The organism is Paraburkholderia sp. BCC1876 (assembly GCF_902833695.1).
Lineage (GTDB): Bacteria > Pseudomonadota > Gammaproteobacteria > Burkholderiales > Burkholderiaceae > Paraburkholderia.
This window is the reverse complement of record NZ_CADFGI010000001.1, coordinates 1302824-1316252: the sequence shown is the minus strand read 5'-3', so window position 1 is coordinate 1316252 and position 13429 is coordinate 1302824. Positions and strand designations below refer to the sequence as shown.

Sequence of the window (13429 nt, the reverse complement as noted above, 5' to 3'; positions counted from 1 at the left end):
TTTTTCTAATCGATCCGGTAGGACGCGGCGTCGCGAGCCTTGAATTCAAGGCCGCAGCCTGGACGGCTCAGATCGGGGGCGATGACGCCGCCGGCCGCCCGAGGCGCGCCGTCGAACAGCATCGACTCGATGCGCACGTGATCGTGAAACCATTCCTGATGCCGCAGGCGTGGCGCCGCGCACGCGACGTGAAGATGCAACGCGGGCGCGCAGTGCGCCGATAGCGGCACATGAAAGGCATCGCAGAGGTCGGCGGCCTGCATGAAACCGGTGACGCCGCCACAGCGACTCACGTCGGCCTGCAGGACATCGACGGAACCGGCGGCAAGCAGTTGCCGGAAATCGTCGAGCGTGTAGCCATATTCTCCAGCGGCGATTTCCATCCCCGCTGGCGCATGCTCGCGCACGAAATGCAGACCCGCCGGATCGTCCGACGAAACGGGTTCTTCGAACCACTCGACCCGTTGCTCCGCGAATCGTTGAGCCCAATGCAGAGCGGGCTGCGGTGTAAAGGCGCCATTCGCGTCGACAAAAAGCCCGGCTGTGCCGATCGCCGCGCGTGCCGTTTCCACCCGTGCCGGATCTTTCTCCGGCTCGCTGCCGATCTTGATCTTCACCCAGCGGCAACCATCGCGCTCCACCCAGCCGGCTAGTTGCTCGCGCATCTGTTTATCGCTGTAGGTGGTGAAGCCGCCGCTGCCGTAGATCGGCACCGTATCGCGCGCCGCGCCGAGCAGCCGCACGAGCGGCAGGCCGAGCAGTTTCGCCTTCAGATCCCACAGCGCGCAGTCGACCGCCGAAATAGCCGTGGCCGCCAGACCCGCGCGGCCGAGGTTGCGGACCTGACGCTGCATCTGTTGCCAGATAGCGCGAATGTCCCATGCGTCGTGCTGCAGCACGCATTCGCCGAGCGTGTCGCGAATCAGCGCGACGATGCTCGCGTCGCTATACGTGTAGCCGATGCCGGTGTGTCCCGCGGCGTCCACTTCGACGACCACCAGCGTGGTCGCATGCCAGGCGAACGTGCCGTCCGCTTCTGGCGCGTCGGTCGGAATACGGTAGGCGCTCGCGCGCAAAGCCGTCACGATGGCTTGCGACCCGCCGGTCGATGCGATGCGATCCGTCATGGCGTCACGCTTACTTGTCGTGATGACCGGGGAGCACCGCGCCAAGCACCTGCTTGGCCGTTTCGACGATCACGTTGCCTTCGTTCGGATCGCCCTTCATCAAGGTCGACGCGAACGCCTTGGCTTGGGCGAGCGTGATATGCGGCGGCAACGGCGCGATGTTCGGATCGGCCTTCACTTCGATCACGACCGGCCGGTCGGATGCCAGCGCCTCGTCCCACGCGGCACCCATCTGCGCGTCGTTGTCCACATAGATGCCTTTCAGGCCGATCAACTCCGCGAACTTGTGATACGGCACGGACGGAATATCCTGCGACGCCTCGAACTTGGGGTCGCCTTCCATCGCTCGCTGTTCCCACGTGACCTGGTTCAGGTCGCTGTTGTTGAGCACCATGCAGATCCAGCGCGGATCGGCCCAGTCTTTCCAGTACTTCGATACGGTGATCAGTTCGGCCATGTTGTTCATCTGCATGGCGCCGTCGCCGACCAGCGCGATCACCGGCCGTTCGGAGAACGCGAATTTGGCGGCGATCGCATAGGGAACGGCCGCGCCCATCGACGCCAGGCCGCCCGACAGCGAGCACATCATGCCGCGCTGAACCTTCAGGTCGCGCGCATACCAGTTCGCGCAGGAACCCGAATCGCTCGTAACGATCGCGTTAGCCGGAATGCGTTTGGACAGTTCCCAGACGGTACGCTGCGGATTCACCGCGTCTTTGCCCGCTTCGTGCGCGCGCTTGTCGAGCGTTTTCCACCAGTCCTCGGTCCAGCCTTCAATCTTCTTGCGCCACGCGCGATCCGTCTTCTGTTCGAGCAGCGGCAGCAGGGCACGCAATGTTTCAACGCTATCGCCGACGAGGTTCACTTCCATCGGATAACGCAGACTCAGCATGTCGGCCTTCAGGTCGATCTGCACGCCGCGCGCCGCGCCTTCTTTCGGCAGAAATTCCGAGTACGGAAAGCCCGAGCCGATCATCAGTAGCGTGTCGCATTCCATCATGAGCTCATAGCTCGGCTTGGTGCCGAGCAAGCCGATCGAGCCCGTCACCCACGGCAGGTCGTCGGGTAGCACGGCTTTGCCGAGCAACGCCTTGGCGACACCCGCGCCCAGTTTTTCGGCGACGGCGATGACTTCGTCGGTTGCGTGCAGCGCGCCCGCGCCGACGAGGATCGCGACCTTCTTGCCGGCGTTGAGCACGTCGGCGGCCTGCTTGAGATCGTCGGGGTAGGGCATGAGGCGCGGGGCGCGATAGCCGACGCCCGAATGGAGCGTGCCGTGTTTGCGGCCGGGGGCTTCGTAAGGCAGATCCTGCAGATCGTTCGGCAGGATGATGGCCGTCACCTTGCGCTCGGCTAACGCGGTGCGCACGGCACGATCGACGAGATGGCGCACCTGGGCGGGCACCGAAGCCTGTTCGACGAAGGCGCCGGCGACGTCCTTGAACAGCGAGACGAGATCGAGTTCCTGCTGGTAGTGACCGCCCAGCGCCGCCCGCGCTTGCTGACCCGCGATGGCGAGCACCGGCATGTGATCCATTCGCGCGTCGTAAAGACCCGTGATCAGATGCGACGCGCCGGGGCCCGAGGTGGCGATGCACACGCCGAGCTCGCCGGTGAACTTCGCGTGCGCGGAAGCCATGAAGGCGGCCATCTCCTCGTGGCGAACCTGGATGAACTCGATCGGCTGGATGGGATTGCCGGATTTCGATTTTTTGGCGTCGGATTGAGCCCGGTTTAGCGCGCCAAAGACGCCGTTGATGCCATCGCCCGGATAGCCATAAATGCGGCGCACACCCCAGGCATGCAGTCGCTCGATGATGAAGTCGCCGACGGTTTGAGACATGGACTACTCCTGAAGAAGAAAACACGGATTCCAGTCGTTTGCCGCAAGCGTCGTTCCGCGTTCTTTCAGAAGGTAATGTTTCGGCCTCTTCGCAGAGGTGAACATGCACCGCTAAACCAGGCGGCAGGCGAGGTCCATTTTTTGCTCCAGCATTGTCGATCCACGTCCCGCAAGCTCGCCTGAGTGGGACGTGCCGCTATGGCAGGCCATGCCACGGGAGCCCACAGTGTCCGCAAGCAAGACGACCGAATCACGGGATCTGCACGCCGGTCACGGACAGATTTTCTTTCTGGCGGCGCTTGCGTCGATGTTGATGCCGATGACGGTGCATGCGGAGGCGGGGGCGCCGCTCAATTACTTTCTGCATGCGGCGGGGCCGGCGGCCGGTCCCACCATGCATCTCGGCTGGGTAATGACCGCGATCGCGGTCCTGGTGACCCTCATCATTGCCGCACTGCTGGCCGGGGCGATCCTGCGCAAGCGTCCGGCGGCTCAGATGGGGACGCTCAATGCCGAAGCCGGCGGCATGCGCTGGATCTACGTCGGCACAGGTCTGTCTGCGGCGGCGCTGCTGGCGATGCTGGTCTATATCCTCGTGACGCTCGAGTCGGTGGCTTCGCCCGCCAGTCATCCGCAACTCACCATTACCGTCACCGCCTACGACTGGTGGTGGAAAGTCGATTACGCCGACGACCCCAACCCGGCCCGCAACTTCAGCACGGCGAACGAAATCCATATTCCGGTCGGCGAGCCGGTCAAGGTGCAACTGAACAGCGCGGACGTCGTGCACGCGTTCTGGGTTCCGCAACTGGCGGGGAAAACCCAGACCATCCCCGGACAAACCAACGAGCAGTGGCTTCAGGCGGATCGGGCGGGCCTTTATCGTGGGCAATGCTCGCAATTCTGCGGCGCGCAGCATGCGCATATGGCGCTGGAAGTGGTCGCGCAACCCCCGGCGGATTTCAACGCGTGGCGCGACGCGCAAGGCCAGGCGGCGGCATCCGTCGGCGATGCAGCCGCCGTGGCGGGCCAGCATCTGTTCGCCGAACGCTGCGCCGGTTGCCACACGATTCGCGGCACCGAGGCCAATGGCCTGCAAGCGCCCGATCTCACCCATCTCGGCTCGCGCCGCACGATCGCGGCGGGCACGCTCACCAACACACCGGCGCATCTGCTCGACTGGATCGAGCACGCGCAGCAGATCAAGCCTGAAGCGTTGATGCCCGATATCGCGCTGACGAGCGGCGATGCCGCCGCGCTGTCGGCCTATCTGGCGACGCTGCATTGAAACCCCGTTGAAAACCCGCTGAAATCACGGAGCACCTTTCGATGGCCGATCATCCTGCGACTGCTTCGACGCCTGGCGAATCGCCGCGCACACCGCCTTGCGCCGTGGCCGGCTTGCCGCTCACGCGGCTGCCGCAGCGTGGCCGGGTGCTGCCCGGCAGCGCGGAGGAAAAGCGCCTGCGCGAGATCTGGGAAGCGCCGCCCGGCTGGCGCGGCTGGCTCTCGACGGTCGATCATAAAACCATCGGCTTGCGCTATCTCGTCACCGCTTTCATCTTCCTGTTGATGGGCGGGGTCGAAGCGCTGCTCATGCGCATCCAGCTCGCGCGCCCCAACGCCACCGTCCTCACGCCCGAGCAATACAACCAGCTCTTCACGATGCACGGCGTGACGATGATCTTCCTGTACGCGTTGCCGGTGCTCTCCGGTTTCTCGAACTATCTGTGGCCGCTGGTGCTCGGCGCGCGCGACATGGCGTTTCCGCGCCTGAACGCGCTGTCGTACTGGCTGTTTCTGTTCGCGGGTATTTTTCTATACGCGAGTTTTCCGGCGGGACAGGCGCCGGACGCCGGCTGGTTCAATTACGCGCCGCTTTCCGGCCTCGAATACAGCACCGGGCCGAATATCGACATCTACGCGCTCGGCATGGTGCTGCTTGGCATCTCGACGACGGTCGGCTCGATGAACTTCGTCGTGACCTTGCTGCGCATGCGTGCGCCGGGCATGTCGCTCGACCGGATGCCGGTGCTGGTGTGGGGTACCTTGACCGCATCGGGCGGCAACCTGCTGGCGGTGCCCTCGGTGAGCCTCGCGTTCTTCATGTTGTGGATGGACCGGCGCATCGGCACGCACTTTTTCGACGTGCTCAACGGCGGCCGTCCGCTGCTCTGGCAGCATCTGTTCTGGATCTTCGCGCATCCGTGGGTGTACGCGGTGGTGCTGCCGGCCATGGGCATCGTCTCCGACGCGCTGCCGGTGTTCTGCCGGCGTCCGCTGGTCGGCTACGGACCGGTGGCGCTCTCCACGGTCGCGACGATGGTGGTCGGCTTCGTCGTGTGGATTCACCATATGTTCGCGACCGGGATTCCGGCGCTCGCGCTGTCGTTTTTCGGCGCCGCCAGCATGGTGATCGCGATCCCCAGCGCGGTCGCCACCTTCGCCTGGATCGCGACGATCTGGACCGGGCGGCCGGTGTTTCGCGTGCCGTTCCTGTTCTTCGCGGGCTTCGTGCTGCTGTTCGTGATAGGCGGCGTGTCCGGTGTGATGACGGCGGCCGTGCCGCTCGACTGGCAACTCACCGATACCTATTTCGTGGTCGCGCATCTGCATTACGTGCTGCTCGGCATCAACGTGTTTCCCGTGATTGGCGGCATCTACTTCTGGTTTCCGAAATTCACCGGCAAGATGATGAGCGAACGCATCGGCAAGCTCGCGTTCTGGGTGTTGTTCGCGGGCTTCAATATCGCGTTTTTTCCGATGCATATCGCCGGTCTGCTTGGCATGCCGCGGCGCATCTACACCTATCCCGCCGACATGGGCTGGAATACGGTGAATCTCGTCACGTCGCTGGGTTCTTTCCTGTTCGCAGCGGGCGTGCTGATCTTTCTGATCGACCTGCTGGTGAGCCTGAAGAACGGCAAGCCGGCCGGCGACAATCCGTGGGACGCGCCCACGCTCGAATGGTCGGTCAGCTCACCGCCGCCGCCGTACAACTTTGCGGTGGTGCCGACGCTCGCGAGTCGTCATCCGTTGTGGGAAGGCCGGATCGACGAGCCGGGCGAGACGGTCCATGTGCACTCGCAGCTCGACGAAGGCTATCTGCTCGCGCAAGGCCGCGAAGCGCTCGGCACCACCGCGCTCGATGCCAGTCCGGATGTGATCCTCAAGATGCCCGGCGATTCGTACGCGCCGTTCTGGCTCGCGGTCTTCGCCACGCTCGTGTTCGCCGGGCTCGCGCTGGCGGCGTGGATTTTTGCGGGCGCGATGCTGGCCGGCTGCGCGGCGTCGATCATCGTCTGGTTATGGCCCGAACGTCCGTTGCTCCAGCGCGAGCCGGCCTTGGTCCACGATGCGGGAGGCTGAGATGAGCGACGCCATCGATCTGAATCAGCCGTCATCCGAACCTGTGGAGCCCACGTACGAATTGCCCGTGGGCAGCGCGGGCGAGCGCTCGGGCGGATGGTGGGGGTGTCTTACGCTGATCGTCACTGAAGGTGCGCTGTTCGGCTATCTGATCTTTTCGTACCTGTATCTGGCCTCGCAAAATCCGCAGCGCTGGCCGCCTGAAGGGCTTCCGAAGCTGGGACTCGGCGTGGCGAATACCGTCATTCTTCTGTCGAGTAGCGTGTTCGTCTGGTTGTGCGAGCGGCTCGTGCGCCGCAGGCGGCTGCGCTGGGCGGTGGCGTCGATGGGGACGGGTGTCGTGCTGGGTTGCGTGTTTATCGGCATCCAGTTGCTGGAATGGCACGATCATCCGTACGGCCTGACCACACATCTCTATGGTTCGCTGTACTTCACCATCACCGGATTCCATATGGCGCACGTGCTGGTGGGAATCGTCGTGCTGTTACTCCTGCTGTTGTGGACCGCGCTCGGCTACTTCGACGAAAAACGCTGTGCGGCGTTGACGATCGGCGGGCTGTACTGGCATTTCGTCGACGTCGTGTGGCTGTTTATTTTCAGCACGCTGTATCTGACGCCTTACCTGTTTCAGGAGGGGTCATGGCCGAGGAGTTGACTCCGCGCGACGCGCCGTTTCCGCCGTTGCGATACGTGCTGCCGGGTCTGGTCCTGCCGCCGCTTGCGTGGCTGCTGCAGATGGTGATGGCGGAAACGCTGGCCGCGCAGAGCTGCTATCCGTTCAACCAACCCCTGTCCGCGCCGGTTGTTCCGTGGATGCGTCCAGCGCTCGTCGTGATCAGTGCGCTGTGTTTTGTCGTGGGCGGATTGGGCAGCGTGATCGCGTGGCGCAATCTTCGGCGGATCGGATCGAAACAGGTGGGCGCTTTGAGTGGCGCGCCCCGAACGCGTGCTGAACTGGCGGGGTTCCTGAGCCGTGTCGCGGCAATGTGCAGCGTGTTGTTCCTGTTTGCACTGGTCGCGACCGATGTCGCGTTGGCGATTGTGTCGCCGTGCAGGTGGTGGTGACGATGCGTACGCTCCGCGATTTTATGGCTTCTTTATTGGCTTGGTTGCATGGGCGACGGCTGACGCGTGCGGCGCCTGGTGTGGCGATAATGCTTGCGTCAGGCGTTATGTGGGGCGAAGCGATGAACCCGCCGAACCCGCCGGCTGTGTGGGCCATGGCCGTCGCCACAAGTGGCACAGCGAACAGCACGGCAAACAGCAACCCCGCCGATGCCGCTGAGGTCGCGCGCGGCGCTTACCTCGCCAAAGCTGCCGACTGCGCCGGCTGTCATACGGCCGCGCCACGCGTTACCGAACCGGGCGCCGCTCCAATACTTTCACCGTCATTCGCCGGTGGCCTCGGCATGGCGTCGCCGTTCGGCACGATCTACTCGTCGAACATCACGCCCGACCCGCACATGGGCATCGGCGCGTACACCTACGACGACTTCGCACGGGCATTGCGCGAAGGCGTCGCGCCTGGCGGCAAGCGTTTGTATCCGGCGATGCCTTACCCGTCGTTTGCAAAAATCTCGGACGAGGACCTGCACGCGCTGTACGCCTACTTCATGCATGGCGTACAACCGGTCGCGGTCGCCGCGCCCGAAACCAGATTGCCGTTCCCGTTCAGCCAGCGCTGGGCCCTCATGTTCTGGGACTGGGCCTTCGTTCCGAGTGGTCCGTTCAAGCCCGAAACGGGACGGGACGCGCAATGGAATCGCGGTGCGTATCTCGTGCAATCGCTGGGTCATTGCGGTGCCTGTCACACACCGAGAGGACCGGCTTATGAAGAGCGCGGCTATACCGAGTCCAGCACGGTCTATCTGACGGGCGGCACCAACGACCACTGGTTCGCGCCGAACCTTACCGCCGACCCCGGCTCGGGTCTCGGCCGAAGCGCGCCGGCCGACATTGCCGCGTTCCTGAAACAGGGCCACGGCGGCGGACTGATCACCTTCGGCAGCATGGTGCAGGTCGTGGAGGACAGCACGCAATACATGAGCGACGCGGACCTCGCGGCCATCGCCGCGTATCTGAAGAGCCTTCCGCCGCGCGCGCAAAGCGGCCTGTTCAATGGGCGTTCGCGCGCGGCGCTGTTGAGCGCGCAGGCATTGAAAACCGGCGACGTCGAGCATCCCGGCGCGGGCATCTACGCGACTTACTGCGCGCGCTGCCATCAGTCGGACGGGGCGGGTGTAGCGCAGAAATATCCGCGGCTGGCGGGCAATCCGGCGGTGCTATCGGCTTCCTCTGCTTCGCTCGTGCGGCTGCTAGTCGAAGGCGGCGGCAGTCCGCATACCAGGGACGGACCCGAGTCGCGCAAGATGTCTTCGTTCGCCGGCAAGCTCGACGACGACGAAATGGCTCACGTGCTGACGTTTATCCGCAATACGTGGGGCAATGCGGCGGCGCCGGTGACGACGCACGACGTGTCGAGCGTGCGCAGCGCCTTGCACAAATAGTGCGGGCTCCGCGCACGGTACGGTCTCGCCGGCGTTGGCCCCGCGCCGATTGCCGTGCGGGTTCGCCGAACTCGCGGCTGCGTCGATCCTCTACCGTTGTTGCAACCACACTCTGCACAGTGCAATCATTTTCTCGACGTCGACTGGTTTGGAAATGTAGTCGTCCGCCCCAGCCTCGAGACAGCGCTGACGATCGTCGGCCATGGCTTTGGCCGTCAGTGCGATCACCGGAACCCGTCCGAACCGTTCGCTGCGGCGAATTTCCCGGGTGGCGCTAAGCCCATCCATTTCCGGCATCATGACGTCCATCAGAACGAGGTCGATGTCGGGTTCGCGTTCCAGTGTCTGCAGCGCCTCAAGGCCATTGCGCGCGATTCTGAGGGTCGCGCCGAGCGGTTCGATGACGTGCGAAAGCGCGAAGATATTGCGCACGTCGTCTTCGGCCAGCAGGATGGTTCGCCCTTCGAATTCACGATCGCGCTGCCGCACCGCGCGGAGCATTCTTTGCTGCTCGGGCGGTAACGAGGATTCGACGCTGTGCAGGAATAACGTCACTTCGTCGAGCAGACGCTCGGGAGATCTTGCGCCCTTGATGATGATCGACTTCGAATAGCGCCGCAGCCTTTGCTCTTCGTCGTCGGACAGCACGCGCCCGGTGTAGACGATGACGGGTACCGTCGCCCAGGACAGGTTGGCCGCGAGTCGCTCTAGCAGATCGTAGCCGGTGCCGTCCGGCAGCGCGAGATCCGTCACGATGCAGTCGAAGCGGTTCGTTTCCATCTGCGCGAGCGCATTGCCCAGCGTGGAGGACAGGACGATCTCCGTCTTACCCGTTTCCAGCAGGGCGCGAATGCTCTCGCTCATCACGGGATCGTCTTCGACCACGAGCACGCGGCGCATCTGTTGTTCGAGCCGGGTTTCGAGGCGCAGGATCGCTGCCTCGAGCGCTTCCCGTGCGGTGGGTTTCAACGTATAGCCGACCGCGCCAAGGAACCTGGCCCGCTCGGCGTGGTCGGTCGCGGATACGATATGGATCGGCAAATGGCGGGTGAGCGGATCCTGCTTGAGCCATTCGAGCACCGTGAGTCCTGAGCGGTCCGGCAAGCCGATATCCAGCAGGATGCCGGCGGGTTGCGTCTCGCGTGCGAGTGAGAGCCCGCTCGTGGCATTCGTTGCATGGACGAAGTCGAAATTCAGATCGTGTGCGAGGTCGCGCAAAATGGCCGCGAAAGCGGTGTCGTCTTCGATCGCCAGGATAAGGCGTCCGCCACGCTGCCGTAAGTTCCGATCATCGGGAATCGAATCGGCGGGCACTGAAGCGCTCGGCGATTCCGGCAGTTCGACCAGGTTCTGTCCGGCCGGCAGGGAAACCTGCAAGCGCGGTGCGGTGCCCGACAGTCCCACTTTTGCCGCGGCAGATGGCGCGCTCGCAGACGGCGCGGACAGCGTCGCATCGGCCGGCGCGGCCGGTCGCGCCGCGGGCGTGAAGCAAATTGGCAACGTGAGGCTGAACACGCTGCCGACGCCTTGCTCGCTCGCGACGCTGATCCTGCCACCCAGCAGGCGGGAGAACTCGCGCGAAATCGACAGGCCCAGCCCGCTACCGCCGAATCGACGGCTGGTGGTGCCGTCGGCCTGCTGAAACGCTTCGAAGATAAGGTCGAGCTTATCGGCGGCGATGCCGATTCCTGAGTCATGGATGTCGAAGCGGAGCGTCTCGGCGTCGACGCGCTCAACCGTGAGGCGGACTTCTCCGGCCTCGGTAAACTTCATCGCGTTCGCCAGCAGGTTTCGCAGAATCTGCTCGACGCGCTGGTTATCGGTGATCACGACATCGGGCACATCTGCTGTTCGATGAATGCGAAAATCGAGGCCTTTCTCCTGCGCAATCGGCGCGAAGGTCTGCTGTAGTGACAGCACCAATGCATCGATCGTGACCGGTTCGCATTCGATCGCGATCTGTCCGGCTTCGACTTTCGACAGATCGAGAATGTCGTTGATCAGAACGAGCAGCGTGTTATTCGACGCATGGATCGTCGCGGCGTAGCGCACCTGTTCCGAGGTCAGGTTGCCGTCTTTATTGCGCTCCAATAGTTGCGCAAGGATCAGTGAACTATTGAGCGGCGTGCGCAGTTCGTGCGACATATTGGCCAGGAATTCGGACTTGTAGCGACTGGCGTCTTCGAGGCGTTTTGCATTGACCTCCTGCGCCTCCTGCGCGATCAGAAGTTCCGTTTTTTGTGCTTCCAGACGGTGGGCATAGCCTTCGAGCAGCACATTTTTCTGTTCGAGGTCGGTGTGCTGCGTTTCGAGGCTGGCCTGAGAGTCCATCAACGCGCGGCTCTGTTCCTGCAGTTCCTCGTTCGTGACCCGCAGTTCTTCCTGTTGCACCTGCAACTGTTCGCTTTGGCGCTGCGTCTCCTCCAGCAGATTTTCGAGGCGGGCACGATAGTTTGCCGAGCGAAGCGCCATCCCGATGCTCTCGGCCACGCCTTCCACCACCTGTTCAATGTCGTCGAGCGGCCGTTGGCCCGAGGCGAAACCGAGTTCGAGCGCGCCGACCACCACGCCGTCGGCGGTCAGCGGCGTAACGAATATCTGCGACGGATGCCCGTCGCCGAGTGCGGAGCCGATATGCAGGTAGCCTGCGGGCGCATCCGCGATTCTGAGGGTTCGTCCTTCCTGCGCGGCCTGGCCGATCAGTCCGGCGCCGAGCGCAATGGTCGCCGGCGCGGCGTCGGGATCCGGCAGGGCCCAGGTGGCGATGCGACGCAAGATGTCTTCGTCGCGGACGTAGATCGCGCCGACCTGGGCGTCGGCCAGCGTCGTCAGAACACGCAAGACCGACGCGCCCAAAGCCGAGGGGGTGGTTGCGCCGCGAATCTGCGTGGCGACCTGCACCTGGGCATGCTGGAATCGGGTCAGGCTTTCGAGTCTGCTACGCGAACGCACGTACATGAAAGCCATGGCGCCCACGCTCCAGATGGTAAGGATGGCGAACGCGCGATTCATCACGACGACGGCTACGCTGATCGTCGGCGTACCGCTGGAAAGAAAGAAGCCGCCCGCAATGAACAGCGTGGACACCAGCGCGGATAACAGCGGGGCGGCCGCGTCCCTGACGAATAGGCACAGGGCCACCGGGGCAAGGTAGAGAATCCAGACGGCAACGCCGAGCGGCGTCAGGCAATCGAGCACAAAAATCGTGATGGTCAGCGCGGCAATTGCCCCGTATATCGCTGTGGTTTTGTTGTAGGTCAGCATATTGGGTGTACCCAGACTAGTCGCATGGTCTCGCTGCAGTGCGTCAGCGGGTGGTCGATACAGCGCCGTTCTTCGCGGCAGGCAGTCCGGCCTGACGACCGGGCTACCGAGTGGCCCGCGCATTGTAATTCACGGGACCACGCATTGGCGCCCGGTTGTCGGCGGCGTAACCGTACGTGATTCAAGCGCCGCCAGTTTCCTCGGGAACAGAAACTGCTCGCCAGGTCGCTGGACAATATCTTTCTTGAACGCCCGAATTTCCGACGCTCCGGTCGGCCGCATTCGGGCGATAAACGGGGACTACGCTATGGCCAAGGTTGTCGTGGTGACGGGAGCCGGTGCCGGAGTGGGGCGGTCCACGGTCGATGAGTTCGCGAGACACGGATACGACGTCGCGTTACTGTCGCGCGACCCCACACGGGTCCACCGCGCGGCTGCGGATCTCGAGGCGAACTACGGCGTGCGCGCCCTCGCTATTCCGACCGACGTCGCGGACGCCGATGCCGTGGAAGCGGCGGCGTCACGCGTTGAACGGGAGCTCGGACCGATCGTTGTCTGGGTCAACGTGGCCATGGCGACGGTATTCGCGCCGGTGTCGAAACTCACCGCGCGCGAATTCGAGCGCGGCACCAGGGTGACTTATCTCGGGCAGGTGCATGGCACGATGGCGGCGCTCGCACGGATGCGCACGCGCAACCGCGGCACGATCGTCAATGTCGGCTCGGCGCTCGGCTACCGGTCGGTGCCGCTTCAGTCGATCTACTGCGGGGCCAAGTTCGCCGTGCGGGGTTTTACCGACGCGCTGCGCTCCGAGATCATCCACGACCGGTTGGACGTTCATTTGACCATGGTGGATCTCCCCGCGCTCAACACGCCCCAATTCGACTGGGCCCTAAACAAGATGGGCAGGAAAGCACAACCGGTGGCGCCGATCTACGAACCCGAAGTGGCCGCACGGGCCATTTTCTTTGCCGCAACGCATAGGCGACGGCAAGTCTGGGTCGGCTTTCCCACCGTCAAGGCCATCCTTGCCAACCGCGTCGCTCCGGGTCTGATAGACAGGTATCTGGCAAGCGCCGGCTACGAAGGTCAACTGACCGACGAACCACTCGGGGCAGACTCGCCCGGCAATCTGTTCGAGCCGGTTCCGGGCGATTACGGTGCACACGGACGGTTTGGCAGCCGGTCACGATCGGGTAGCTGGGAAATGTTCACGAACCGCCATCGCAACGCGTTCTGGGTGCTGGTCGGAATCGGCCTGGCCGGCGTGGGTCTGTTCGTCAGGAAGAAGAAAGGCGCGTAACGCTTCGCTCTTTTAT

Annotated in this window: 9 protein-coding genes; 6 read left to right on the top strand and 3 right to left on the bottom strand. The window is 63.7% G+C overall.

Going from position 1 to position 13429, the window contains the following annotated elements; all coding sequences use genetic code 11:
* Window positions 1–5 precede the first annotated feature (5 nt).
* A complete protein-coding gene (locus tag HWY05_RS05715) occupies window positions 6–1127 on the bottom strand; it encodes an enolase C-terminal domain-like protein (RefSeq protein WP_035559400.1) in 1122 nt (373 codons plus the stop codon).
* Between the two features lie 10 nt (window positions 1128–1137).
* Window positions 1138–2970 (bottom strand): thiamine pyrophosphate-requiring protein, encoded by a 1833-nt coding sequence (locus HWY05_RS05710; protein WP_176057656.1) that lies wholly within the window; start codon window positions 2968–2970, stop codon window positions 1138–1140.
* A 307-nt stretch (window positions 2971–3277) separates the two neighbouring features.
* On the opposite strand from HWY05_RS05710, the gene coxB reads away from it, so the two are divergent.
* The 5 genes from coxB to HWY05_RS05685 all read left to right on the top strand — a co-directional run bounded on the left by coxB (window position 3278) and on the right by HWY05_RS05685 (window position 8846).
* The gene (coxB, locus tag HWY05_RS05705; protein WP_051981406.1) at window positions 3278–4258 is read left to right on the top strand and encodes a cytochrome c oxidase subunit II; all 981 of its coding nucleotides are present in this window, start codon (window positions 3278–3280) and stop codon (window positions 4256–4258) included.
* A gap of 41 nt (window positions 4259–4299) precedes the next feature.
* A complete protein-coding gene (ctaD, locus tag HWY05_RS05700; RefSeq protein WP_176057655.1) occupies window positions 4300–6339 on the top strand; it encodes a cytochrome c oxidase subunit I in 2040 nt (679 codons plus the stop codon).
* A 1-nt stretch (window position 6340) separates the two neighbouring features.
* Window positions 6341–6994: a cytochrome c oxidase subunit 3 gene (locus HWY05_RS05695; protein WP_035559390.1), complete on the top strand. Its 654-nt coding sequence runs from the start codon at window positions 6341–6343 to the stop codon at window positions 6992–6994.
* Window positions 6979–7404 carry a hypothetical protein gene (locus HWY05_RS05690; protein ID WP_176057654.1) on the top strand — a complete coding sequence of 142 codons (426 nt, stop codon included), beginning with the start codon at window positions 6979–6981 and terminating at the stop codon, window positions 7402–7404. The genes HWY05_RS05695 and HWY05_RS05690 overlap by 16 nt, the downstream gene beginning before the upstream one ends.
* A gap of 122 nt (window positions 7405–7526) precedes the next feature.
* Entirely contained in the window at window positions 7527–8846 is a 1320-nt protein-coding gene (locus tag HWY05_RS05685) for a cytochrome c (protein WP_176057653.1), read from the top strand.
* A 90-nt stretch (window positions 8847–8936) separates the two neighbouring features.
* Here HWY05_RS05685 and HWY05_RS05680 read toward each other — a convergent pair whose 3' ends face one another.
* A complete protein-coding gene (locus HWY05_RS05680) occupies window positions 8937–12110 on the bottom strand; it encodes a response regulator (protein ID WP_244146500.1) in 3174 nt (1057 codons plus the stop codon).
* A 307-nt stretch (window positions 12111–12417) separates the two neighbouring features.
* Here HWY05_RS05680 and HWY05_RS05675 point away from each other — a divergent pair, with 307 nt between their 5' ends.
* On the top strand, window positions 12418–13413 hold the full coding sequence (locus HWY05_RS05675; protein ID WP_176057651.1) for an SDR family oxidoreductase: 996 nt from the start codon (window positions 12418–12420) through the stop codon (window positions 13411–13413).
* The last annotated feature ends 16 nt before the right edge of the window (window positions 13414–13429 follow it).

Coding starts and splice junctions, on each gene's coding strand:
- HWY05_RS05715 (WP_035559400.1), bottom strand. CDS start 1,127: ATGACGGATCGCATCGCATCGACCGGCGGGTCGCAAGCCATCGTGACG.
- HWY05_RS05685 (WP_176057653.1), top strand. CDS start 7,527: ATGAACCCGCCGAACCCGCCGGCTGTGTGGGCCATGGCCGTCGCCACA.
- HWY05_RS05690 (WP_176057654.1), top strand. CDS start 6,979: ATGGCCGAGGAGTTGACTCCGCGCGACGCGCCGTTTCCGCCGTTGCGA.
- HWY05_RS05680 (WP_244146500.1), bottom strand. CDS start 12,110: ATGCTGACCTACAACAAAACCACAGCGATATACGGGGCAATTGCCGCG.
- HWY05_RS05710 (WP_176057656.1), bottom strand. CDS start 2,970: ATGTCTCAAACCGTCGGCGACTTCATCATCGAGCGACTGCATGCCTGG.
- HWY05_RS05695 (WP_035559390.1), top strand. CDS start 6,341: ATGAGCGACGCCATCGATCTGAATCAGCCGTCATCCGAACCTGTGGAG.
- ctaD (WP_176057655.1), top strand. CDS start 4,300: ATGGCCGATCATCCTGCGACTGCTTCGACGCCTGGCGAATCGCCGCGC.
- HWY05_RS05675 (WP_176057651.1), top strand. CDS start 12,418: ATGGCCAAGGTTGTCGTGGTGACGGGAGCCGGTGCCGGAGTGGGGCGG.
- coxB (WP_051981406.1), top strand. CDS start 3,278: ATGTTGATGCCGATGACGGTGCATGCGGAGGCGGGGGCGCCGCTCAAT.